This window comes from Roseobacter sp. OBYS 0001 (assembly GCF_019654895.1).
GTDB lineage: Bacteria > Pseudomonadota > Alphaproteobacteria > Rhodobacterales > Rhodobacteraceae > Roseobacter > Roseobacter litoralis.
The window spans coordinates 80,554-103,831 of record NZ_BPES01000012.1 but is presented as its reverse complement, the minus strand read 5'-3'; the positions used below and the strand labels follow the sequence as shown (position 1 = coordinate 103,831).

28 protein-coding genes and 2 pseudogenes are annotated in these 23,278 nt (G+C 58.5%); 5 read left to right on the top strand and 25 right to left on the bottom strand.

The window, feature by feature from the left end; translation table 11 throughout:
- From K5Q35_RS18575 to K5Q35_RS18560, 4 genes and pseudogenes are all read left to right on the top strand, one after another.
- Positions 1–1,986 carry a type IV secretory system conjugative DNA transfer family protein gene (locus K5Q35_RS18575; RefSeq protein WP_220800914.1) on the top strand — a complete coding sequence of 662 codons (1,986 nt, stop codon included), beginning with the start codon at positions 1–3 and terminating at the stop codon, positions 1,984–1,986.
- A 198-nt stretch (positions 1,987–2,184) separates the two neighbouring features.
- Positions 2,185–3,450: a serine hydrolase gene (locus tag K5Q35_RS18570; RefSeq protein WP_220800893.1), complete on the top strand. Its 1,266-nt coding sequence runs from the start codon at positions 2,185–2,187 to the stop codon at positions 3,448–3,450.
- 357 nt (positions 3,451–3,807) lie between these two features.
- Positions 3,808–3,939 (top strand): annotated as a pseudogene (locus K5Q35_RS18565) (ATP-binding protein); the annotation flags it as partial.
- A 71-nt stretch (positions 3,940–4,010) separates the two neighbouring features.
- Positions 4,011–4,274, top strand: a pseudogene (locus K5Q35_RS18560) (integrase core domain-containing protein); the annotation flags it as partial.
- A gap of 14 nt (positions 4,275–4,288) precedes the next feature.
- Here the strand turns inward: K5Q35_RS18560 and K5Q35_RS18555 are convergent.
- From K5Q35_RS18555 to K5Q35_RS18485, 15 genes are read right to left on the bottom strand one after another with little or no spacing between them, the layout of a single operon-like run.
- Positions 4,289–5,374, bottom strand: a complete 1,086-nt coding sequence (locus K5Q35_RS18555) for a type IV secretion system protein (RefSeq protein ID WP_220800892.1) — start codon at positions 5,372–5,374, stop codon at positions 4,289–4,291.
- A 14-nt stretch (positions 5,375–5,388) separates the two neighbouring features.
- Complete coding sequence (locus K5Q35_RS18550; RefSeq protein WP_220800891.1) at positions 5,389–5,790, bottom strand: hypothetical protein; 402 nt, start codon at positions 5,788–5,790, stop codon at positions 5,389–5,391.
- Positions 5,787–5,999: a hypothetical protein gene (locus K5Q35_RS18545; RefSeq protein WP_220800890.1), complete on the bottom strand. Its 213-nt coding sequence runs from the start codon at positions 5,997–5,999 to the stop codon at positions 5,787–5,789. Before K5Q35_RS18545 ends, K5Q35_RS18550 begins: the two co-directional genes overlap by 4 nt.
- A complete protein-coding gene (locus K5Q35_RS18540; RefSeq protein WP_220800889.1) occupies positions 5,996–6,985 on the bottom strand; it encodes an ATPase, T2SS/T4P/T4SS family in 990 nt (329 codons plus the stop codon). The genes K5Q35_RS18545 and K5Q35_RS18540 overlap by 4 nt, the downstream gene beginning before the upstream one ends.
- Positions 6,986–6,987: 2 nt before the next feature.
- Positions 6,988–8,382 carry a TrbI/VirB10 family protein gene (locus tag K5Q35_RS18535; protein WP_220800888.1) on the bottom strand — a complete coding sequence of 465 codons (1,395 nt, stop codon included), beginning with the start codon at positions 8,380–8,382 and terminating at the stop codon, positions 6,988–6,990.
- Positions 8,382–9,074, bottom strand: a complete 693-nt coding sequence (locus tag K5Q35_RS18530; protein WP_220800887.1) for a TrbG/VirB9 family P-type conjugative transfer protein — start codon at positions 9,072–9,074, stop codon at positions 8,382–8,384. Before K5Q35_RS18530 ends, K5Q35_RS18535 begins: the two co-directional genes overlap by 1 nt.
- A 1-nt stretch (position 9,075) precedes the next feature.
- Complete coding sequence (locus tag K5Q35_RS18525; protein ID WP_220800886.1) at positions 9,076–9,729, bottom strand: virB8 family protein; 654 nt, start codon at positions 9,727–9,729, stop codon at positions 9,076–9,078.
- Positions 9,730–9,747: 18 nt separating this feature from the next.
- Entirely contained in the window at positions 9,748–10,581 is an 834-nt protein-coding gene (locus K5Q35_RS18520) for a type IV secretion system protein (protein ID WP_259650588.1), read from the bottom strand.
- A complete protein-coding gene (locus tag K5Q35_RS18515) occupies positions 10,581–11,669 on the bottom strand; it encodes a lytic transglycosylase domain-containing protein (RefSeq protein ID WP_308443353.1) in 1,089 nt (362 codons plus the stop codon). Before K5Q35_RS18515 ends, K5Q35_RS18520 begins: the two co-directional genes overlap by 1 nt.
- Before the next feature lie 58 nt (positions 11,670–11,727).
- On the bottom strand, positions 11,728–11,895 hold the full coding sequence (locus tag K5Q35_RS18510; protein ID WP_220800884.1) for a hypothetical protein: 168 nt from the start codon (positions 11,893–11,895) through the stop codon (positions 11,728–11,730).
- The gene (locus tag K5Q35_RS18505; protein WP_374758663.1) at positions 11,892–14,222 is read right to left on the bottom strand and encodes a type IV secretion system protein B4; all 2,331 of its coding nucleotides are present in this window, start codon (positions 14,220–14,222) and stop codon (positions 11,892–11,894) included. The genes K5Q35_RS18510 and K5Q35_RS18505 overlap by 4 nt, the downstream gene beginning before the upstream one ends.
- A gap of 40 nt (positions 14,223–14,262) precedes the next feature.
- Positions 14,263–14,541, bottom strand: a complete 279-nt coding sequence (locus tag K5Q35_RS18500; RefSeq protein WP_220800882.1) for a type IV secretion system protein VirB3 — start codon at positions 14,539–14,541, stop codon at positions 14,263–14,265.
- Between the two features lie 11 nt (positions 14,542–14,552).
- Positions 14,553–14,837, bottom strand: coding sequence for a TrbC/VirB2 family protein (locus tag K5Q35_RS18495; RefSeq protein WP_220800881.1), 285 nt, complete (start codon positions 14,835–14,837; stop codon positions 14,553–14,555).
- Entirely contained in the window at positions 14,834–15,463 is a 630-nt protein-coding gene (locus tag K5Q35_RS18490; RefSeq protein WP_220800880.1) for a lytic transglycosylase domain-containing protein, read from the bottom strand. Before K5Q35_RS18490 ends, K5Q35_RS18495 begins: the two co-directional genes overlap by 4 nt.
- A 43-nt stretch (positions 15,464–15,506) precedes the next feature.
- A complete protein-coding gene (locus tag K5Q35_RS18485) occupies positions 15,507–15,869 on the bottom strand; it encodes a hypothetical protein (protein ID WP_259650587.1) in 363 nt (120 codons plus the stop codon).
- 238 nt (positions 15,870–16,107) lie between these two features.
- Between K5Q35_RS18485 and K5Q35_RS18480 the strand changes: the two genes are divergently transcribed.
- Positions 16,108–16,326, top strand: a complete 219-nt coding sequence (locus K5Q35_RS18480; protein ID WP_220800911.1) for a hypothetical protein — start codon at positions 16,108–16,110, stop codon at positions 16,324–16,326.
- Between the two features lie 148 nt (positions 16,327–16,474).
- Here the strand turns inward: K5Q35_RS18480 and K5Q35_RS18475 are convergent, their stop codons facing one another.
- The 10 genes from K5Q35_RS18475 to K5Q35_RS18430 form a co-directional block, all read right to left on the bottom strand.
- A complete protein-coding gene (locus K5Q35_RS18475; protein WP_259650586.1) occupies positions 16,475–17,299 on the bottom strand; it encodes a hypothetical protein in 825 nt (274 codons plus the stop codon).
- Positions 17,300–17,519: 220 nt separating this feature from the next.
- Complete coding sequence (locus K5Q35_RS18470) at positions 17,520–17,834, bottom strand: hypothetical protein (protein ID WP_220800879.1); 315 nt, start codon at positions 17,832–17,834, stop codon at positions 17,520–17,522.
- 139 nt (positions 17,835–17,973) lie between these two features.
- On the bottom strand, positions 17,974–18,318 hold the full coding sequence (locus tag K5Q35_RS18465) for a hypothetical protein (protein ID WP_220800878.1): 345 nt from the start codon (positions 18,316–18,318) through the stop codon (positions 17,974–17,976).
- A 189-nt stretch (positions 18,319–18,507) separates the two neighbouring features.
- Positions 18,508–18,741 carry a hypothetical protein gene (locus K5Q35_RS18460; RefSeq protein WP_220800877.1) on the bottom strand — a complete coding sequence of 78 codons (234 nt, stop codon included), beginning with the start codon at positions 18,739–18,741 and terminating at the stop codon, positions 18,508–18,510.
- A gap of 250 nt (positions 18,742–18,991) precedes the next feature.
- Positions 18,992–19,129, bottom strand: coding sequence for a helix-turn-helix domain-containing protein (locus tag K5Q35_RS22945; RefSeq protein WP_220800876.1), 138 nt, complete (start codon positions 19,127–19,129; stop codon positions 18,992–18,994).
- Between the two features lie 112 nt (positions 19,130–19,241).
- Entirely contained in the window at positions 19,242–20,234 is a 993-nt protein-coding gene (locus K5Q35_RS18450; RefSeq protein ID WP_220800875.1) for an IS30 family transposase, read from the bottom strand.
- Between the two features lie 135 nt (positions 20,235–20,369).
- The gene (locus K5Q35_RS18445) at positions 20,370–20,894 is read right to left on the bottom strand and encodes a L,D-transpeptidase (RefSeq protein WP_374758662.1); all 525 of its coding nucleotides are present in this window, start codon (positions 20,892–20,894) and stop codon (positions 20,370–20,372) included.
- Positions 20,895–21,034: 140 nt separating this feature from the next.
- Positions 21,035–21,592 carry an isoprenylcysteine carboxylmethyltransferase family protein gene (locus tag K5Q35_RS18440; RefSeq protein ID WP_220800873.1) on the bottom strand — a complete coding sequence of 186 codons (558 nt, stop codon included), beginning with the start codon at positions 21,590–21,592 and terminating at the stop codon, positions 21,035–21,037.
- Positions 21,589–22,506, bottom strand: a complete 918-nt coding sequence (locus K5Q35_RS18435) for a cation diffusion facilitator family transporter (protein ID WP_220800872.1) — start codon at positions 22,504–22,506, stop codon at positions 21,589–21,591. Before K5Q35_RS18435 ends, K5Q35_RS18440 begins: the two co-directional genes overlap by 4 nt.
- Positions 22,496–23,251, bottom strand: coding sequence for a transglutaminase family protein (locus K5Q35_RS18430; protein WP_220800871.1), 756 nt, complete (start codon positions 23,249–23,251; stop codon positions 22,496–22,498). Before K5Q35_RS18430 ends, K5Q35_RS18435 begins: the two co-directional genes overlap by 11 nt.
- Positions 23,252–23,278: the final 27 nt, after the last annotated feature.

Genomic DNA, 23,278 nt, shown 5'->3' with positions numbered 1-23,278 from the left:
ATGGGGAGAGGAAGGCTCGCTGTCGGCGTGGTGCTGGTGACCCTCGTCGCCATGGCGATGGGCTACGCGATCGCCTCCGCCGTTCTGACTTTCCGCGATCTGGGGTTTCAGGCTGATATTGACTTCTTTTACATCGCTGAGAATTACCTTGCGTTCCGACATACCCGGCCGGATGACTTCCGACTGGTCAACCTGATCATGGGTGGGGCAGGGATGCTGGGCTTGCTCATGAGCCTCGCGATGTCCGGCTCGGCCCTCACCCGCTTCGGCACCACCCATTGGCAGACCCGCCGGGAAATGAAACAGAACGGGTTTTTCGGTGACCCCGGGACGGGCTTTGTGATTGGCAAGCTTGGCAAGCCCGCCTCCCGCGCGCCATTTCTCTGCTCTAAGACCTTCCCGCACGCGCTCATCGTGGCGCCCACCGGGCGCGGCAAAACAACTGGCTTCGTCATTCCGAACCTGCTTGTCTGGCAGGGTTCGGCTGTTGTCCTCGACGTGAAGGGCGAATGCTATGAGGCCTCAGCCCGTCACCGCGCCGCGGTGGGCGACGAGGTCTACCGCTTCGCGCCGACGGATTGGGAGACCAAGCGCACCCATCGCTACAACCCGCTTCTGCGCATCTATCAATTGAAAGACCCGGCACGCCAGCAGATGGAACTATTGCTCCTCGCGACGCTCTTTTTGCAGAACGACAACGACCGTGTGCAGGGGCTTCTCAAGGGCGGGATCGATCTCTTTGTTGCTGCGGGGCTCTTGGCCTTTCAGCGGCAACGACCAACGCTGGGCGAGATTTACCGCATTGCCGCTTCCGGCGGGCACAAGCAGAAGGAATATCTCGCGCGCGCTCACGAGGTCCGAAACCCGGCCGCGCGACTGATCTTCACCCGGCTCGCGTCGACCAATAACGACACGCTGACCTCCTATGTCTCGCTCCTGATGACGTCCGGGCTCGATCAATGGCAGAACCCGGCGATCGATGAGGCCACGTCGGTCTCAGACTTCGACTTCCGGACGATCCGCAAGCAGCCGTTCAGTGTCTATCTCGTGGTCCAGCCGCTCATGGTAAAATCCCTGGCGCCGCTGATCCGGCTGTTCTTCTCCGATCTGCTCTCGGCACTCCAGGACAAGGAACCGGGCCCGGATGAGCCCTGGCCCGTGATGATCCTGCTCGACGAGTTCAATCGCCTCGGCAAGATGCCCATCGTGGCCGAGAGCATCGAGATCCTGCGCCAGTACCGCGGGCATCTCGCGATCGTCACCCAGACCATCCCCGCCATTGACGAGATCTACGGCGAGAACACGCGGCGCGCGCTGCAGGGCAATGCTGGAATAAAGCTCTATCTCACGCCTTCGGATGAAAAGACCGTCGAGGAGCTGAGCAAGGCCGTGGGCAAGACCACGAAGACCGTAGTCACGCGATCTCGCGCCATCGGCAAGAATCCCTTCGAAGGTCGGAGCCAGTCCGAACGGACCGAGGAGGTCTCGCTCCTGCCCGAGGACGAGGCGCGCCGGTTGCCGCTGGATGAGATCATTATGGTCGTCGATGCGCAGATGCCGGTCCGGGCCAAGCGCGTGGTGTATTACGAGGACCCATTCTTCAGGAAGATCCATGCCGCGCAAGAGGGGGATCTGCCGTTTCCGGAAGGACCCGTAGCGCCGATGGGAGAGTTACCCTTGAGCGTAAGGGCGACGCCCACGGCCCCGCGGGGATCAGGCCTGTCGGAACGAGATCTCGAGGCCAGGATGGGGTTTGGCGAACCCGGTGGAAATTCGCGTGTCAACCTTGGCTCTGCTCCGGATGCGCGGCGGGCGCGCGCCGCAGTCATCGCGGATGATCAGGGCCAGTTCGAGATGGATTTCGAGGCGCGAACGGAACTTGATGTCGAGGCTGCTAACGAAGATGACGTGGCCACTGTCCAGGAGGCGCTGAATGAATTAGAGCAACTAGAGAGTGAGCTTTCGGGTCTCGCGCATCGGTCTTAAGCGACTGTTGCGCTCAGAACGGACATTGGAATCAGGTGTGATGAAGGGCAGCTCCGAGCCCCAAGCGGACATGTGCGGTGTCGAGAGTCGTCATGCCTACAACGCAATGCTAACCTGTTAGTCAGACCCGCGCGAGCCTAGCCGTTCACCTCTGGTGTGGGAGCTAAGAAAGACAGTTTTGGAAAGGCGACTACTGCCATGGCGATCCCCGAACCCTTCGATACCGCAACTCATCTGGAGCTTGGCCTTATGCAGGGGTTTCCGCCGCCTGCGGATAAGCGGGTGGATCGCTTCAATGGTATGTGGGAGCCGCCATTCAATCGGTGGGCTTACCAAAATATGCGGCGGATCTGGCCGACAGCACGTGTGCGGCCCAGCGATGACGGTAAAGCGATGAGGCGCGAGATCGACGCTGACATCGGCAGCCTGTCGGTTCGACGCAAGGATGGCACTCTCGCTGATTTCGATTGCTTCCTGCGGCAGACATTCACCGACAGCCTGATCGTAGTTCACAAGGACAGGGTCGTCTACGAGCGTTACCTCAATGGCATGACGCCCCACACGCCGCACATCATGTTCAGCTGCACCAAGTCCTTCATCGGCCTCTTCGCATTGACCGCGATCGAAGAGGGGCTGGTCACGCGGGACACCCCGATCGTGGATATCATACCGGAACTCGACAACGGATCGGGGTTTTCCGACGCCACCTTCGGTCAGGTCCTCGACATGACGGCATCGCTGAAATTCAGTGAGGACTATGAAGACCCCGACGCAGAGTTCCACGATTACGTTGCGGTTCTTGGGGCCGGCAGCAAGGCGGTCGATTGGGACGGACCAAAGAGCCTCTATGACTATGCCACCACACTGACCAAGCTCGAGGGACGCGCGCATGGTTCGGTGTTCGAGTACCAGACGCCGCAGACCGATGTCCTGAACTGGGCGGTCAGTCGACTGTTCGGTCAGAATTTTGTGACCCTGCTGGAAACCCGCCTTTGGTCAAGACTCGGCATGACCGGTGAGGCATATGTCCTTCTGGATGCCACGGGCAATCTCGTCGCCGGGGGTGGGCTGAACGCCACGGCAGAGGACATGGCGCGCTTTGCCGCGGCAATGCTCCGCAATGGCCGTGTGGACGGTGACCAGATCATCCCCGGAGCGGTGATCGACACCCTTTCGCAAGGGGGGTCCACCGAAGCCTTCCTGAGGGGCCCGAGTGCGGAAGAAGACATGGCAAATGGCCATTGGAGCTATTGCGCACAATGGTGGATCAGAAACACGCCCGGGTCGGAAGCGATTATGGCGCTCGGAGTGAACGGCCAATGGATCTACATTGACCGAAACAGGGAGGTTGCGGTCATCAAGCAATCAAGCCAGCCGGAAGCGGACAGTTGGTACTTCCATGACTATACGTGCAACGCGATGGACGCTCTGGTCCGGCATGTAGCAGGCGAAAACGTGACATAGCGAGCAGGAAGACGTTGTATGCGAGCGTCCGCTCCGTCCGCTTGTGAGACATATGTCGCCCGCGCGGCGAACGACCACTTTGGGAAATACCGTTACATTGCCGTTCCGCAAAGCCACTGTTCATGTTGCGCAGAACAGCGGTCAGTTTTTGGGTTCGCACCCTCTACGCACCTTACGTTTCTTGAAGTTTCTGGAATTCTGGCACCGACGTTTAAGAGGGCCTAGGCTACTCAGCGGTGGCCTAGGTGTTTGATCCCACGGTTTGATGGTGCGATCCTTCTCAGGAATGGAAAGAAGCCCTATGGGACAAGTTTGTCACGGGAGCGCCACGACAACGCACGCCGTCAGAGCAGCAATACAGCACTGCTCGATCGTCTCACCCATCGCTGCCACATCCTCGAGACCGGCAATGACAGCTACCGCTTCAAGGCCAGCTCCGAAATAGCAAAGAAAAAGCGAAAGGAGGCAACAGCATTGACGCCATCATAATCAGCAGATCATAACGACTGGGTGGGTCAGATCTCGATGAAAATGCCGGGTCAGTTCTCAGTGACAATCAACAGCCTAACCATTCTTGGACCAACGGCTAGGTCGAGCGGATGAACCGCACGATCAAGGACGCGACCGTCAAGCGCTTCCACTATGACAGCCCCGACCAGCTCCGCACCCATCTTGCGGACTTCATGGCAGCTTACAACTTCGCCCGCAGACACAAGACACTAAACGGGCTCAAGCCCTACGAATACATCTGCAAAATCCGGACATCAAAGCCGGACCGATTCAGCCTAGACCCAATCCACCAGATGCCGGGACTGAACACCTAGGCAGGTTAGTTCAGCTACCGACCTATGCGCAGATTGCGGTCTATTTGCGCTTGATAGTCTGGTGCTGTGCCGGCATTTGGGTTGCGTGTACCTGCTTGGGAGTTTGATGGTGGTCTTGTTCCGTAGCTGCGCTCGGGCATGCCTGACACTCCAAGAGCGGCGCGCAAGCGCAAGGCTGCCACTTCCGACCCGCTTGCGTTGCCCACTAGATAACGGTTGATTGCTTGCTGCGATCCCAGGGCAGCCCGGCTAAACGCATAGCTACCTCCAAGCCCACCTGAAATCGCCGGCATCATGATGTTACCTGATACAGCCCGAACGATGAACGGCGTTGCGATAATGAATCCCTTTGCCATCAAGACCATCATGAAGAACGGGACAAGCGCGCCAATGTTGGGAGCAGCTGTTGGATCACCCAGTTCCCCCAATAGCGACGCGGAGACGCCAGTTATGGTGGAGAACACTCCGGCAATGATGATGGGATACATCGCAAACGAAACCACGGCTGAGAGCCATCGCGCGAAGTAGTCCTTTGTCACATCGAAGAGCGTGAGGAAGATCATGATCGGCGCCAAACCGAGAAGTAGCGCAATCATCAAGCGCGACGCGACCATTAAAAACGCGGCAAGTGCCCCGAGTAATGAAAGAAGTAAGACTCCGAGGTTGGATAGGATCGCACCGGCCATCCAGTTCAGTTCTTCACCTGCGGCGTTAAGATAGTTGCCGAAGTCAGCAATCATCTCGTCAAACTGCTCTGCATAGGTACCAGACGGACCGGGTGTGCCTCCGCCAACAGCGGCGATGAGTGATCCGGCTATGCTGTCGATGCCGTTCAAAATAGCTGAAGTGAGCGCATTAAACTGGGTCCAGTTCTGTGCAAATATCCCTATCAAAATTATTTTGACACCAAGCCAAAATGCCGTCCGTCCATCCATGGCGCGATATTGGAATACCATGTTAATGCAAACGAGGATGACGACGAGACTGACGGCCACAGTCGTTATCGTTCCAACTGTTGCGGCCACCGCTCCAAATTGTGTCTCTGCTGAGTCATCCAAGAAGCCTTGGGCGGTATCAACAAGGTATGAAACGACGCTCATGACTTTCTCCTAAATTACCAGTTGCCTTCTGCTTCACAGAGTTTCTGGACGGAGCGACGCACGGCGGAGCCTTGATCTTGAAAAGCACGGCGGGTTTGCATCGCCTCGAACTGTTCGAGATGGAGGAAGTTGTCGTTGTATTGCTGGACAGCACTGGACCATGGCGGAAACAAGGTGTCGCACCTGCAATCACCAAAAGCAGCGACACGCTGGTACCCTTCAAGACGGTAGATCGACTGGATAAGAAGCCGTTTGTAGCTCTCTCGCACGTGCAGATTTTGTACCCACTCAGGCTCGGGCGGGCGCTTCTGACAGAACTCATACTCGCTGTCCATTGCGGGCACCAAGCCCTGCGCAAAGGCGGTCGCCGAGGAAAGACTAATCGCCGCGAATAGGAGTAGGTTGCAGATCTTCATGCCCGCTTCTCCACTTTTGGCTGCATTTCCTCTTCGGAGAATTCATACTGCAAGAGAACTGTATACATCGGCTGATGGCTCTGAAATTGCGTCATTGAAACAATTTTCCAACCGTTCAGCGTGTATTTCGCGATCTCGTCTTCCATCTGCTGGTAGCTGAATTTTTTACCACCGGTGAACGTCAGGATCTTTGGCGTGTAGCTTTTCATGTATAGGCCTCCTTTTCCAATTCGATTCCGGGCAAATAGAACTCCGTGATCCCCCGTTTTCCGTCTTCACGTCCGGCTTGAATAATCACATCGATGGATCTTTCGATGTAGTCTATCATGTCGCGATAAGGGATCGGGACCTCGGTCTTGAGGGCTGCGATCGCTAGGCGTTGAACCGCCAATTGGGGGGTTTCGGCGTGGAGCGTTGTCATTGAGCCGCCATGGCCTGTGTTGATGGCTTCCAGAAAGGTCATCGCCTCTTTCCCGCGGACCTCGCCCAGAATGATGCGGTCAGGGCGCATGCGGAGGGTGGCGGTGAGCAACACGTCAGCCGTCTGGTTCATGGCGTCCCTGTTCGAGATCAATGTCACGGCATTCGGTTGTTTCGGCAGAAGCTCGGCGGCTTCTTCGATCGTCACGATCCGCTCGTCATCATCAACATAAGACAGGATCTTCCGCGCAGCGACGGTTTTGCCGGTGGATGTGCCGCCCGAGACGATCATGTTGAGCTTGTTCTCGACGCAATGCCGGATCGCCGCATCGATATTACCGCTGACGACCACCTCGCGGAGTTGGCGGTTCTTCTCCTGACGCAGCTCCTCCAACTTCCGCTCTTTGCCGTAAAGGAACCCCAGTTCGATGGTCTCAAGCGGCAGACTCGAGAAAAATCGCAAGCTGATCGACATGCCGCGGCTGACCGCTGGCGGTGTGATAACCTGGGCGCGGATCGGGCGGTCGCGATAGCTGATCGAGACTGAGACGATAGGCCGGTCCTTGGAGAGGGGCGTGGCAGCATCCGACGCGATCTGGTTTCCGAGGTCTTTCACCGCATCCTCGTCCAGCGTCTGTTTCAGGCAATGCATGAAATGATCGCCCTGGAACTCGCCCCAGCAGGACCCATCCGGGTTGATGCAGATCTCGATGACATCCTCGCGTTTGGCATCTTCCAGCTTGTCGATGGAGGCCTGGAGATAGCTGAGTGACATCGTCAGAAGATCTCCAGATCCCGGTCCACCATGACGGTGATCCGCGCGCCCTGATCGACATAGATGACAGGGCCGATCGAGAGGTATTCACCGATCACGCTGTCGGTGGCGTCGGCGAGATCGTCGCCAATGTCTTCGAGCACGTCTTCGGCGAGTTCATCTTCCGTTTCGTTTGCCGCCACGGTGGGTGCGGCAGTTATCAGCGAAATCAGCGCGGCCGAGCCGAAGCGTTCGGCGAAGCGGGTGTCAACAAAGCCTGTGGTACCCGAGCGACCGAGCTCGTCTGCCCCGAAGGCGCTGATCCGAATGGTTTGATCGCTCGGCAGGATGATCCGGTCCCAGGCGATTGTGAGCCGCCTTTGGGCGATATCGGCCCCCGAGCGATACCGCCCGATCAGCCGGGATCCGGCGGGGATCAGAAGGCGGGTTCCGTCATAGCTGTAGACATGCTCGGAGGTGATGGCGCGGACCTGCCCGGCCAATTCACTTGTGATCGCGGTTTCCAGAGCGGCCTGGATCACCGTTCCCTGGATGACGGTGTTGGCGGGGTTCGCGATGATTTCAGATTGGGTGACAGGGCTCGGGAAGGCCCCGTTCAGGACGAAGTCGGTGGCTTCGCCGAAGGTACGTTCTGCCAGTTCGGTATTATCTGTGCCGCCGGTCGCGCCGCCAAAGGCGATGACGGGCGACAGGATCCGGCGCTCCTGGAAAGCGCGCTCTTTCTCGGATCGGCGTTGGAGCTCGGCAAGACGGCGCGCTTCTTCCTCTTGCCGCAACCGCTGCTCTTCGCGAAGCCTGAGTTCTTCCTCCGTGGGACCAGACGGGGCAGGGGTCGGCTGTTGCGCTTCAAGGCGGGCGAGATCGAGGTCCATGCGCAGTTGTTGCAACTCGCGGTCGCGGGCTTGCAGTTCTTCGGCAAATTGCTGTTGCGCGGCTTCGGAGGCCGCTTGCAACTCGGTGAGCTGGGCGGTCAACGCGTTAATAGCCTCCGCCGCCGCCGTGTCTTCTTCGACCACCGGGTCCGGGGCGTTCTGAATGGCTTCGATTTGCGCTTGGAGCGCCGCGATCTGGGAGAGCAGTTCGGCATTCGGTTCCGGTGCCGGGGCGGGGACCTCCACCACTTCCGGTTCCGGCGGGGCAGGGGGCACAAGTGTCTCGATGGTCCCGAAGCCATCGCCTTCCGGCTGGAACTCGTCTGGTGTGGCCGTGGGCAGGGCTACTTCCTCTTCGGACTGGTTCAGCAGGTAAAGGACGGTCCCGCCGAGACCGACGAGCGCGACGACAAGAAGGGCCGTCAGAGGCGAGCGGCGGGTTGTCGTCCTTGGGCTGCCCGAGGCGCTCGCCTCGAGCCGGGCGAGGCGTTCGGACATGTCAGGTTGGTTCGGCTTGTCACTCATCACGTGCCTCCCGTCAGCGCATTGGACTGAATACAGACGACGGTATCGCCGAGGCGTAACACCCACTGGGTATTCACGCCCGAGACGCGGATCACCCCCGGTTCAGTGGCTTGCGTATTGACGGTGCGCTCGCGCCCGTTTGAATAGCGGAAGATCGCCGGGACAGGTGCGTTGCGCGCAAACTGGAAGTAGGTGAATGTGCCGTCATCCCAAACGCGCGCGGGCGTGATTTCCGTGCGGTCGCTGGCCCCATAGTTGTAGTTTGGGGCCTGAGCCGCGACGGCATTTTTCGGGCGCCGGTCTTCATTCGGATAGTGGAACTGCACCACGTAGAATGTGGGTGTCGAGACCTCCTGGACGTTGAAATAGTAGCTGCGCCGGTTGGTATAGACGGTGACGTTGGTATGGACGCCGCGGGCCAGCGGCTTGATCGCGAAGGCCTGGCCGCCGGGGACGCCGTCGAGCTCGAAGCCTTCGGTGTCGCCCGCAAGAATCGAGCGGATGGTTTCCCCCTCGCCGAACTCGATGGTGGTCACATGGGTGAGCGAGACGTTCAGGCGAAAGACCTGGCCTTCCTGATAGGTGGCGATCCGGACCCGTGCGTCATTGGGGCCGCGCCGCGGAGTCGCCTCGGCAAGTGCGGTGGAGGCAGTGAAGATCAATGTCAAGATGCCAAGTCCAACGCGTGCCATGTCAGTTCTCCAATCTGTCGGACCGGATGGCGTACTCGATCACCGTGAAGCCGAAGGGGTTGGTCCAGACGTGATCGATCGTGCGTGCGGTCTCGGGTCGGAATTCGAAGAGGAGCGTTGCGGTGAAGAGCCCTGCCTGGATGCCTTGTATTGAGGTAAGCCGTTTGCGCAGACGCACGGTCGCGCGGTTCTCCCCGATCAGGTTGATGCTCAGAACTTCGACATCGAGGGTGGAATCCTCGCCGTAGACCGTAGGTGGATATTGCTGGTTTGTGCTGTTCCATTGCGCCCGGACAGAGGCTTCTGCCCGGCCATCGGAGCGCTGCAGAACACTGCGGATCCGCAGATCATTGTCGAGCTGGTTGTAGGCCTCCCGGTCGGTCACATAGCGGAAGATCTCCGCCTCGATCACCGCCTGGTTGCCAGTCACTTGGGTGGCCCCGACCGAGGCCTCAGGCAGGGCAAAGCCCGTCTCGGGATCATAGGGCACAACAACCGGGGGCGGATCGACATCCAAAGCAGCGACCAACACGGCCCCCATGCAGCCGATGATCCCGAAGATGATCCCAAGCAGGCCAAGGCGCTGCCAGAGCCGTTCCCGGCGCAGGGCACCGTAAACCAGTTCTTCTTCGATGATCTCGCGTTCGCTGTTCAACGTCTCGTGCCTCGATGGTTAGTCGCCCAAATCCGGAATGGTGAATTCCATGAAATTCTGCTCTTCGGCGATGGTGGCGGCATCGATGACGCCGCCCGTACCGTCGCCCACGGTCTGCACGGCCTCGAGCTGCCACATGGCGACAAGCGCTATGGCGAGTTCGGCAGTGACGCGGGTGTTGAGATCGACGCTTTCCTTGAGTTCGTCCATGTCATCGATCAGGCCGACGAGACGCTCCACACGTTCGAGCGATTGGCCTGCGTCGTCATAGCTGTTTTGGGCCGCGGCGGAGACGAGCGCGCCTGTGGTGGCTTGCGTCGCGATGCGCTCTGCGCCTGCGTTGCCGCTGGTGGCCATCTCCCGGAGCGTATCGTCGTCGAAACCAAGCTCGGACAGCACGCGGTCCATCTGGGTTTCGATCTCGGCCGCGCCTGAGCCACTGAGCCCCGAGAAGTCGCCTGTGCGAATTGCCTGGATCGTTGCCTGGATATCGCCGAACTCCTGATCGAGGATGCCATTGAGCTCAGCTTCCATTTCAGTGGCGATGACTTCGGGGAGTTCTGCGAGGCGGGTCAGCGCCTCATAGGTCCGCTGCAACTCTGCGAGCTGGTCCGTGAGCGTGGTGAGTTGTTCGCGCAGCTGCAGGAGCTGCTCGTTCTGCAAGAGTTCGTCCTCGATCATCTGGCGCAGTTGCTGGATATTCTGGGCGATGTTTTGGGTGTCGACGACCGGGACGCCTTGGGCGGTAGCAGAAACCGGGAGAAAGATCGCCGGAAGGGCGATGACGCTGAGCGGCAGAAGGGCCGTCAAGGTGAGGGTGCGAAGTGTTTTGCGAAGTGGTCGGGCGGGCATCAGTCCAGCTCCTCTATGATGAAGGTCATGAAGTCTTGTTCCTGCATCCGGGCGGCGGCGAGGCGCATCTGCTCGGCGCTAAACGGTTGCGTGCGCGCGGCCTGAAGGCGTGTCATGGCGGCGATCAGCCGGACCAGTTCGGCGCGCGCGTATGTGTTGAGCGCCATCGATTCCTGCACGTCTGCCGTTGTGCCGATGCGGGTCACGATATCGCGTATGCGGAGGGCCGCTTGCCGGATGGCGGTCGGAGAATTGCTGCCGTAGAAGGCGGCACCTGCACCGGTCAGGGAGAGGTTCGAGTTGGCGAGCAGGGCCGGGTCGATGGTTCCGAGCGCCTCGATCCCCCCGATGCGAGCCAGATAGGCGTTGTATTGCTGCGGGATGACGGTAACGTAGTGCTGGGTTTCCCGGAACGGTGGCACGCCGCCATATTCGATCACGCGACCCGGGCCTGCATTATAGGCCGCTAGCCCGAAGATGATGTTACCATCGAAGCGCGCGAGCTGGTCTGAGAGATACCGCGCACCGCCGTCGACCTGCAGATAGGGGCTCGTGCGATATTCCGGGTTGATCCCGAGATCGCTGGCGGTCCCGGGCATGATTTGTGTGAGCCCGTATGCGCCGACGGGGCTTTCAGCGCGGATCACGAAGCGGCTCTCCTGCCAGATCAGGGCCTGGAGAAGCGCCCGCCATTGCACGACCGAGAGACCAGCGGCAGAGACCCCGGGCCGCCCGTGGGTTTCCTGGGCAACGCGGATGATCAACTCTTCGATGTTTTCGGCGGCGTCGCCGAACATCTGATCACCGGCGGGATTGGGGTCGATCTCGGACGTCCCGTAGACAGCTGCGGCCGAGCGGTCGGCATCTCCACTTCCGCTTTCGAGGTCCGTGACCATGCCCGTGATTGAGGCGCTATCGAAACTCGTTTGCGCGTCGAGGATGGCATCGAGCACCGCAAGCTGTTCGCGTTCGATCGCCGTGATCTGTTCCTGGACCGTCAGCGTCTCGCGCTGCACCGCCAGATCAGCTTCGCGGTCCGCCGTCTCAACTAGATCGCGTGCGGTTAAGCCGCTGTCATTGACCGGCACACCCTGGGCCAGCGCTGCAGACGCCGCGCCGATCAGCAGGAGCGTGGCAACGGCGCGCTTACTCATTGGCAATGTACTCAAGTTCGGCACCGCCAAGCGCTTCGAAGTTACAGTCGAGCGGGGCAGGGCCACGTGAGACGAAGCTGAAGCAGTTCGCCTCCGGTTCACGGTAGTTGGAACAGGCAGCCAGTGTGCAAATGAGCAGGACAAGGGAGAATGTCTTCATGGCTGGAGCCTCCAAAAATCAGGTCGGTCGCGGTAATCGGTGCCGACGAGTTTTTCGCCGGCTTCCATGCCGCCAAGGATCGTGAGGTTGGGCCCGAGGGCGCTCAAATCAGCATCGACGACGACCGAGCCCTGATCATCGCGGATGAGCGCAAGACGGGAATGCGTGCCGGTGTTCAGCAGCGTATCGAGCTCTTTCTGGTAGAGATTGAGCATCTGATAGTCCGACGCATTGGCCCGTATGTTCGGCAGCAGCACTTGGGTTGGCACGGCCTCGACAATGGTCTTGCCCGTGCGCGTGCGTTCGAGCTGGCTGGCATATTGGGTCATCATCACGGCGACGGTGTTCTGTTTTCGCGCGGTGACGAGCCACTGCGATAGCCGCTCGGCGAAATACGTGTTGTCGAGGGCCTTCCAGGCCTCATCGATGATGATGAGCGTCGGGCGGCGGTCTTCGATCTTCCGTTCGATCCGGCGGAAGAGATAGCTCAAGACTGCCATCCGTTCCTTGTCGCTTTCACTGTCGAGGATGCCCGTGAGATCGAAGCCGACCATGTCGCCATCGAGCGAGAAGGTGTCTTCGAGACTATGGCCGAAGATCCAGCCGAAGCGGCCTTTCTCGGCCCATTCGAGGACGCGCTGGTTCAGATCCCCCTCATCATCCATGGACATGAAGAGCGAGGCGAAGTTCTGCCAGTCGCGAAGCCCGGGATCGGTGGCCTGTGCGTTTTGGCGTACGCATTCCATGATCCGGTTGGTCTGCGCCGGTGTCAGCGGCTTGTCTTCGCGGTGGAGGAGCGTGCCGAACCAGTCCGTGAGCCAGGCAATCCCACGGTTGTCGGTCTCGGTCCAGAGCGGATTAAGCCCCGTCGGCATGCCGCCCTGGATGGCGGTGTAGCGCCCGCCGTTGGCGCGCACCGCCATCTCCATGCCTAGGCGATAGTCGAAGACGAAGACCCGCGCCCCGGCGCGCTTGGCTTGTGTCATCAGGAAGGCGGCTAAGACAGACTTGCCTGAACCCGGGCGGCCCATGATCAGAGTATGGCCGCTGGTGGGTTCTTTCTCCGGTGACCCGGCCTCGTGAAAAGAGAAGCGGTAGGCGCTCTTTTCCGGGGTAGGGAAGAGGGAGATCACCTTGCCCCACGGCACCTCATCGCTTTGCTTTCCAAGTTGCGTCCGGTGGAAGGCTGCAAAATCCGCGAAGTTGCGATTGGTGATCGTGCTGGGGCGGAGCCGTTTCGGTTGATTGCCCGGATGTTGGCTGAAGTAATGTGTGTTGGCCCCGAAGCGGTCACTCACCATCGTGACGCCTTCGGCAGCCGCAGCATTCACGATCTCGGCGCCGAGGGTTTCCAGCGCGTCGAGCGACTCAGTAAAGACCGTGACCACCATATGGTGATCGCCCATGCTGGCACGTTTGGCTTCGAGATCATCAGCGAGAAAGGAGAGGTTGTCGTGGAGCGAGACAGCGGCATCATCGGCGGCCTGCATCTGTTTCATCTGCCGCTTGATCCGCGAGATCGTCATGTTCGTGTTCACGGGTGTGAAGGAATGCGTAACGATCATGTCGACCGGCAGGTTGAGCGTGTCGAACATCGTGCAGCGGGTCTGCTCGGAGTAATCCTTGATGGAGTAGCTCTTGCCATACCGACGGCCTGCCACGCCCTCGCTTAACTCGAAATGATCCCCATGAAATGTAACGCGGGTGTTCGCGGCGGAGGAGGCCAGGAAGCCGAACTGCGAGCTATGGTAGAGCGGGCGTTCCTGGCCGGTGTTCAGCGCACCCAGGAAGCCGACCAGGTCCCCGGTCTCGGCCGAGAGCACGGACGGCTTCAGCTCCGATAGACCAGAGGTGAAGATCCCGACGGCTTCATTCAACCGCCGCAGCCGCTTCGCCGTCTCGTCTTTGAGCCGTCCAGGGGAGCGGCTTCGCATGAAGCTGAGGAAGCTTTTGTTCGGCGGGCGGTGGATGACGGTCAGCGTGAGGGTCTTATCCCGAAGCCCGCTGTCTTCCATCTTTTTGCGCCACTGCGCATCGACGATCGCGGAGAATGTGTCGCCCTCAAGCGGCTCAAGATCGACATGAATGCCCTTCGAGACCTTGTGGACGTAATAGGAAAACTCTTCGCCGAGCTGTGCCACGATCCGGGCGAAGAGCGCGCGGACCTTGTCGAGATAGTCGTCGTCTGTGGTGTAGCTGTTGACGCCTGTGATCCGGACGCATTGGAAGAGCTCGTTCATCCGCGTGCGGACCGTGCGATCATCGACCAGACTGACATAGGGCAGCATGTGGGCCAGGTGCTTCTCATGCTGAAACCATTTCGGCATCAGCGTGCGCTCATCACGTTCGCTGAGTCCGCTGACGTCATCACGGGGCATAGCTATCTCCCCCATGGATTTTGCGGTTTCGGGTGGGCGGGGTTTCCTGCAGCGTGGTTATCGCGACATCGATGAAGCGCGGATCCCAGTCCGCGGCCTTCCAGAGGAGGGGATAGAGAACGGCCGCGATGCCGAGAACGACGAAGCTCTGAATCCAGACGAAGAGCAGGACGGAACCGAAGAGCCAGACCACGGCATAGATGATCGGCAGACCGAAGAGTTTCGGCGGGCGCACAAGGCCAAGGAAGAGGGGGGACCGTTCCGCCACGCCAACCTCCCTCAGCTGAAGACCGCTGCCACGATCGTGGGCGCAGCGGCGACACCGGCGATGCCGACCAGAACCCAAAGGGCCTGGCGCAGATCGATGATGTTAAAGAACCAGCTCAGGAACACGCCGATCACAGCGAGCGTGGCGATGACGACGCCGAGCGGGCCGGTGAGTGCATCGACAATACCTTGCAGAAGATCCTGGATCGGCGACAGGTCAATCGATTGCGCCATGGCGGGCTCAGCCGGCACGACGAAGACTATCAGCACGGTCAGAAGTAGGGGTAACGGCCTCATGGGGTTTCTCCTTCCAGCCTGTTGAACACGGCCAGCACCCGCTGAACGTGGTTTTGCGTTTCTCGGTAGGGGGGAATGCCATCATGCGCGCGGACAGCGTCGGGTCCGGCGTTATAGGCCGCCAGCGCCAGTCGCGTGTTCCGGAAGGTCTCGAGCTGTGCGGCGAGATAGCGTGCCGAGCCATCGAGGTTGGCCCGCCAGTCAGAGGGATCTACGCCGAGCATCTCTGCGGTTTCCGGTATGAGTTGGCCCAGGCCGATAGCGCCGACCCGAGACCGGGCGTTCAGATTGTAGGCACTTTCGATTTCGATGTTGGCGCGGAAAAGCAGCCGCCACTCAGTTACGGTGAGACCCGCCGCGCGCAAACCCCGGTGGCTGGCATAGCGAAGCGCCGTCTTGTCTATGGCGGCGAGGATGTCCGGGCGCGGGACCGCGATACGCGGGGCGATCGCTGCGATGCGGAAGGTGCCGTTGTCCGGCTCAAGCTTGGTCTCGGCGCTGTCTCCAAAGATATGCAGCGGCGCGTCGGGATCGCCTTGGCCGACGCCGTCGTTGTAATTGCGGGCAAAACTGTCTTGGGAGTTTGACGGGGAAAGCGAGCCGTCGCTTTCCATCGTGAAGATCATTTGCGCCGATACGGCATGTGCCGCGAGCAGCAGAAGGACGGCGCTAGCCGTCGCTGTCGTCGTCGGGCATGTCCGCCAGGGTATATGTCCAGCGCTGTCCTTCGTAGACCGGGAAGGCCACCACCGAGAATCCGAGATCGATGAGGAAGGAGGTGAGGCCAGTGACGGTCTTGAAGACCCTGAGCTGGATGAAATCGCCATTGGGGCGCGCCCGGGCGGTGACGAGTTCCTTCTCGACCCCATCTTCGTTGACGGCGCGCAAGAGCCAGACGCCATGCCAGACGGAGTTCTTCCGGTAGGCATCCTGCTTGCACACGACTTCGACTCTGTATCCGGATTCAACGAGCATCTTGAATCCCGCTTCTGTAACCACATTCGGCGCTTCTTTTTGTAAATCTATCGCCACGGCGCGCTCTTCCTGTCCTTGGGCGCACCGGAGCAATTGGTTCCGATGAGCCATGATAACAATCATACTGTTTCGTATGCAAGATGCTGTTTTGTCTTGCGCAAGCTTTCGCTCGATGCCAGTATTACGCATGGCGAGCCGCTTTCCTCAAGCATCGAGGGCCAAACCCATGCGCAAACAGATCACCAGTATCGGCTATACCACTGTATTATTGTCTTTCTGGCTTCCCGAGGTTGCGATGGCACAGACTTGCTACGCGCCAGAACGGCCCTTCGTGCCGTCCGATCCACAGGACATTCGCGCGTATGCGGACCTGATTCGGTCTGACTTTGAGCTCTATATCGAGGATATTCAGGCGTATTTTCGCTGCCTTGAGCAAGAACGTACACGGACTTTTGAGGAAGCGCGCGCGGTCAGCGCAGACTATGGACGGTTCTTGCAGGTTGTGGGTGAGTGACGGCCAGACGCCCGCATGAAACGACGGACTGCGACCCTATCAAACACGCACCAATAAAGGTCCCCGTCTATCTTCCTGTTTACAGCGTACCGCGTTTGATTTGAGACATCAGGCAGCGTTGGACGATCCAAGTTAAAAGCAAACTTCTCTAGTAGTTCACTTGCTCGTATCCGTAGTTCCCTTCGTAGTCGCGCCATTCCACGAACACGGACCGATGCCAGATCCTCGGGCAATGATCGCCATATTGTTCAAGGCCAACATGTGCCTTCGGCAGAGCGCCGACGCCGCTTTGTCTCCACCGAAAATCGCCTTGCGTGCCGTAGATTCCCAATCTGACGCTGGCGTGGCTGTTGCATTCGCCTTCCCGTCCGGATTCCCATTGGCGGGCCTCGGTCTGGAAGACGCGGATGGAGCGTACGAAGTTGAACTCGGGGCCGCTAATGTCGATGTCGGCCCGACCCTGAGCAAGCAGCAATGTGAATCCCTCCGGCAAAGGAGCCGCATCATCGCCCCTCAGGCGAAGCACGTCAGGTTGCGACTTGGAAGGGGCCGCGTGTGGTGACGTTTGCAAAATGGGGGGAAGGGCGCTCGGCGGCGTTCCGTCGACACTTGTGACGGGTTTGCCGGCCTCATCACCAGGAAAAGACTGATGCGGCGCTGTCTGATCGAACTCGAAGAGAATTTCGTATACCCGCTCGCCGGTCTGAGATTCCGGATCGACCGTATAGGCCGCGCCCATCGGACACCGCCAGATTTGCAGGGGTGGCTCGACGGGCCAGGGCGTGATCCGCCGGATAAACTCGGCGCGCGCGCGCGCGCAGGGGCCCGAGGTCGGCCAGCCTCCTGAGAGACACAAAAGGATGGCGCAGTCGATCTGGTAGCTTTGGGAGTAAGCAGATTGCGGCGATCCAGCCGCCGTTACGGCCAACAGCCCGCCGATCCAAAGGGAAGTGTTTTGCAGCAGTTTCAGCATGAATACTCCTTCGCCTCCGCGCTACGGATTGAGGAATCAAAACGGTATTCGTGTATCATATAATAGTGTTTTGATGCATCTCTTCTTGTGGAGATATGCGGGTTCCCGCTGAATGGCTGCGAAAGAGATCGCGCTCAGGCGGGTTGTCGCCCCTCATTTGCCGGATGTCGAATATGATGGTCCCTCGCGATACAAACGGCGCGACGGACTGAAATGTCGCCTAGGCTGTTTGCGAGGGCAGCGGCCTGGTGGATGCAAGCCGCGCGTGGACACTCTTGTTGGCCTGAAACCTAGGGGAATACCGGTCGAGATCGATCGGCGGATCGACAAAACGAAATACTATGCTCTCGTCGCTGCATCTGATGGCGAGTTCTTGGGTGTTCCAGACATAGAGCCAGCCGACGACCACCGCCGGATCTTCGCCATAAAGCCTCGCCACGGCGGAGGCTTCGATTCTGAAAGTATGCACAGCCTCGACCTCCAGTCGAAGTTCAATAGACTTGATCGTCTCAGCAGGCCCGAACGACCGCTTCACCTGTTCCGCTTCGGACTGCGCTTTCACGAAGCGGATAGGTGAGTTTCAGGGACTCCAACATGTCAGGTCGCGGCGGTGTCCGGGCTTACGGAGCCCGCGGGACGCAGGTCGTAAGTCGCTAGAAAGAAGACCCGAGTGCTCAATCCTTCGCAGCTCTTCGCCGACCCGTTTCGCGCGCTTCAGTTTTTGGCGCATGGCGAACGTCAAGGTCGATCCTGACCGGCTGGCCGTCCCCATAGGCCACATGATGGTTGACGAGGCCCGGCCAGAGGGCGAACAGCTTAATCTCAGGCCCGTGTTTGCGCACCTTTGACACCACCAGGACAAGCTCCTCGTCACCCACGGAATAAATACACCTATAGCGTGGTTTCCCGTCACCGGTGCCTCCAACCAACTCGTACCGACAGCGAAACGCGACATTCCGTGCGATGAGGTCCTTTACGCCATCCAGCGTGATCAGACTGAGATGTCTCGCAATCGGCACGGCCTGTCCCCCTGACAGGCCTTCTACAGAATCTACTTTCCAGAAAACATAAGCATAGTGCCGATATGTACGAAAACAGAGAAATATATAAAACGGATCTTCCGGCAAATTCTAGCCTAGCGGGAATATTTCCGAACTGCTCGAGCTATGGTTGCCCCAGTATCCTCAACGGAATCGCTGGACCAGCCGTCACAAACCCGTATCGTCACTTCCCGGGTGGGTCGCGATCTCCACGATGTCGATCATCCTGTGGTCGAGATCGGTGGCGTCCAGGAACCAGATCCGGGATATCTCTCCTGTATTCCAACGGTACTCGCGCCAGGCGATCACGCGCGCCCCATCGACATATCCAACACCTTCGCGCACCGGAACCGCGCGCTTCCACGTCTGAGGAGAATTTGCCACAGGAACCAACCAACTCACGACAAGCTACCGACCGGCTCTCCGATCTGATTACAGAACGGATCTCAGTGTATCCCAATGTATTGTTGGATTTGACGAGAACTTTGCCGGATGGTTAACGCTGCTCCGGACGTCACTGCCCAGAAACATCAACGACCGTCGCGCCCGGATGCCAGATCAGCTTGCGCTGCACAGATCGACGCTTGTCCGTCTGCTATTGAGCCGGATGATTGAAGTAGACTGCGTATTTCTTTGGAAACCTGTCGTCGGCCTAGAAATTGCGTTGGATCTCGGGAGAGATCGCCGATTTGTGGCGCTTCAGAACCCGCGCCATCTCTCGGACGGGCACTCTTGCGTGCCACCAGTTCGCGATCTTACGGCGTTCATGAAGGGATAGTTGCGAGTACACGGCTCCCCATACGATGTTCTCCTGTAAGGTAACTCATTGTTTTATAGTGTTATTCGTAATTCAGGGTAGAATGTGCCCCGTGGAGTCTCAAGGGTCGTTGCGACAGTTTCCGCTATCTCAGTTTCATCAATTCTTCCCTGAATGCTTCAGTTGGTGTTCTCCATCCGAGGCACTTTCTAGGTGTCCCGTTCAAGCGATCACAAATCGACTTCATATCTCGATTTGAGAGCGCGGCCACAGGCGCGTCTCTTGGCAAGTATCGGCGCGCCCGTTTGTTCAGGTTTTCAACCGATCCCTTTTGCCAGGGAGCCTGCGGATCACAGAACCAGGCCTCAGTACCGATCCCAGGCTTCAACTTGCGCCATTCACGGAACTCAAAACCCCGATCAAATGTGATCGATCGACGTGCGGGTTGGGGCAGGGGTTCGATCACATCCATCAGCTTGCTCATGAAGTGCGTCGAACTGCGGTCGTTGTTGCGGAACAAGACGGCAAAGCGGGTCTTGCGCTCGACCAGCGAAGCCACGTTCATCTTGCCTTGGGCCCGTTCAAAGATCATCAGATCGCCTTCCCATTCTCCGAATGTCTCTCGGGTCTTCACATGTTCAGGGCGCTGATGAATGGACCGATCTGGCGGAAACACCTGACCTCTGGGCCTCCTAGCATATCGTGGCCTGCGGTTTTTGCGGCGGCTCGGAAGGTGGCGTGCCAATTCTTTGGATCGGCCATCCGGGCCGTAAACATAGGCGTAGATCGTCTCGTGGCTGACACGGGTGGTCTGGCCTTCGAACTGCAATCGACCTGCGATCTGTTCTGGCGACCAACCTTCTTTGAGCTGCTTGATCACAGCCTTTCGCAGACCAACAAGACGCACCAGCTTGCGCCGCCGCGCGCGTCTTTGGGTAGCCGCTTTTTGAGCGACTACGCCATAGTAACCATTCAGCTCTGGCAGTTCTTCGTCGCTGTAGCCATTGCGTTTGATCTCCCGATAGACCGTCGAAACATGCCTGCCGATCTCCGCTGCAATCTCTCGCACTGGTACCTTGGCATTCAACATATCTTCAATCGCACGCCGTTCACGCAGGTTTAGCTCTGTATGCGCCATCTTTCATTCTCCTTGCTTTCCAGCAAGATAGGGGAAAATTCGCAACCCAGTATAGAATGTGCCCCGGGCCGCAGATTTTAACTCGTAATGAAGTTTATGTTAAGAATGGAGGTATTAGCCAGCTTTCCTTGGCTTTCAGAAAATCCTGACCTGGGTTCCCACTTCTGCCAGAGCAAAAAGTTCAGCAATGTGCTCGTTGTACAGTCCAATACAGCCGTTTGATGATTGCCGACCGATTTTGCGCGTGTCACCGGTTCCGTGCACCCGGTAATACTGCCACGACAGATAAAGTGCGTGTGTTCCAAGCGGGTTGTCAGGACCCGGCGGCCAATAGTCAGGCCATTCGGGGTTACGCTCTTTCATTGATGGAGTGGGCCGCCAACTCGGCCCCTCCACCTTCCTTATAACCTTTGTATATCCCCTGCGGGTCAACTCTTCCGAGGCAGGGACACTCGACGGGTAGAGTTTGTAGACACTTTCGTCTTCCGACCAATACTGGACTGCACGCGAGTCGATGTCGCACAAAATTGCACCGTGCTGAAGGTTATCGAAGTGGTCTTGCCAGGGATCCGCACTAAAGGACGAAATATTTCTGCGTACCGCCGAGGGCTCCTGCTCCTGAGCACGGAGAAGGGAAGGTGCTACCAGAAGTCCGATCATAGTTGTCGAAACGAACTGGCGTCGTGTTTTCAGTGTTTTTGTCATATGCCTCGCCTCATTCTTTTGTTGGCTGACGGATACGACCTCTAGTAGCTAGAGGTTCAACTGAAAAACGATGACGTTCTCGTGAGGTCGCGAGTTTACAGGTAACGACGCGTTTCAGCGCAATAATCGCGATACTTGGAGCCGTATTGTTCATTCAGCCACGGCTCTTCTGCGAGCGGGGCAAGGGCCAGCGCGGCAACTCCAACGATGACGATAGCCCAAACCCAAGGTGACGCGAAGAGAAGACCAAAGCCTATCAGGATGGCCATGTCGGCAAGGTATTGCGGATGCCGAGAGAAACGGTAGAGACCCGAAGTGATCAGCTCGTCTTTCGCACCGCTGGTGGCTTTCAGTCCAATGCTGAATGCCCCCCACCAGACAATCAGATTTCCGGTTGCGATCAAGAACGGCCCGACCGCCCAACGGAGCGCGTTGGTCATAGAAGCGGATTTCCAATCCAAAATGCCCAAACCGATCACCGCCCCAAACACGGCCAATGTGAGTCCCCATGCAATGTTTGGTATGACTGAATGCTCTCTGTTTGGAGGCCAGATGCGCTTGGACGGGCGGGCGATCGACCAAAGGAGCGCACCAATCAAAACCAGACCGGACAGCAGGCCAACGACCACTAGTATGCCTTGGGCAATCGTCATGAGCGGTGTCCGAACACCTGCGCCTCCTGATGCGCATTGTCGCTCGCTTCGAATTCAAGCGTGGAATGCTCGATTGAGAAACGTTCATGCAGCACCGATTTGACGTTTTCTTTAATCTTGTCGGCCTCACCCATCCGTTCGCGTTCGACGACAATATGGCAGTCCAATGCCGCAGCGTGCTCCTGCATTTGCCACAGGTGGACATGATGCACGTCCACAACGCCATCGACACTCTGGATCGCTCTGACCACGTCATTTCCATCAATATCTGGCGGGCTTCCGAGCATCAGGGTTCGAATTGGGCCCCCTATTTCGGTGAAGGACAGATACAGGATGTAGAGCGCGATGCCGATGGTGATGGCCGGATCAACCCAACGCATATCATAAAGTATAATGAGCGTCCCGCCGACTATGACGGCCACTGAAGCCAACGCATCCGAAAGGTTGTGGAGAAAAAGCGCACGGATGTTCACGCTCCCCTTCTGCATCGAATAGGTCAGCATTGCGGTCAGCGTGTCGACCACAAGCGCGATTCCACCGAGAATGACGACGGTCCACCCCATGACTTCGGGCGGATCGATCATGCGCATGCTACCCTCGTAGATCAGGTAGAAGCCGATCACGATCAGGGTGGTGTAGTTAATCAGGGCTGCGACGATTTCGACCCGGCCATATCCGAAGGTCATGCGCTCATCGGCCGGGCGGCGCGCGATCCTGCGCGCGGCAAAGGCAATGACAAGCGAAGCCATATCGGAAAAGTTGTGCAGCGCATCGGCGATCAGTGCCAGACTACCCGAGAATATGCCCCCGACGATCTGCGCAACGGTAAGAAGCCCGTTCGCCCAGATCGCGATGGCAACCCGCCGATCGCCAGTATCCGGATCAATATGCGCGTGCCCATGATCATGCGGCATTGGCAGGCTCCTTATGCGCGTGTGTCGCGCGTCCGTCAGTCTTGAGGCGGCCGCTGCGGAAACCACGTACGCGCGCATTCATCCAGTGGCGGATGATATGACGGTAAAGGGCACCACGCAGCCATCCAAAGGATTGCTCATGGGACAAATAGAAGGCGTCCGGCGTATCAAACACGCCGAAATCTTGCACGATGCCGGTTTTCTGAATGTAGGTATCTTCTCCGTTCCAGGCGACGGGAGGCGCGCCAAGACAATCCGTGCCCGCGCCATAACCGCAGAGACTGTCCGTGTCCGAGAAAGACGTTTGCAGGACTTTGAGGAAAGCGTCATCCAGGATGAAGCCTTCGAAATTGATCCAAGCACCTTGATATTCGATCTCAACCCATGAGTGGAGAATTTCCTGAGGAGCAAGCGGATACACCAACTCTGGGACAACACCGCGCTGCAAGCCTTTGTGGATCGTAAACCCATGCAACCGGCAACGAATGCCGACACCACGCAGCAGCGCCATCAAGAGCGTCCCTTTGGTATTGCACTGCCCATAGCCGTCGGAAAGCACATCCGAGGCGGGGATGTCGTCGGCTCGATTGTATCCGAACGCGATTTCATTCCGAACGAAATCATAGGTAGCTCCGATCCGATCGTATTCGGATAAGCCGCGCCAGCCGCGGGTCTCAATTAGATGCGCAAGAGGCGCGGCATCAAAATCCAGTAGTTTGGTGGGTACAAGTAGGGGGTCGGTCATATGCAACGGGTCGCTCCTCGAATCGTC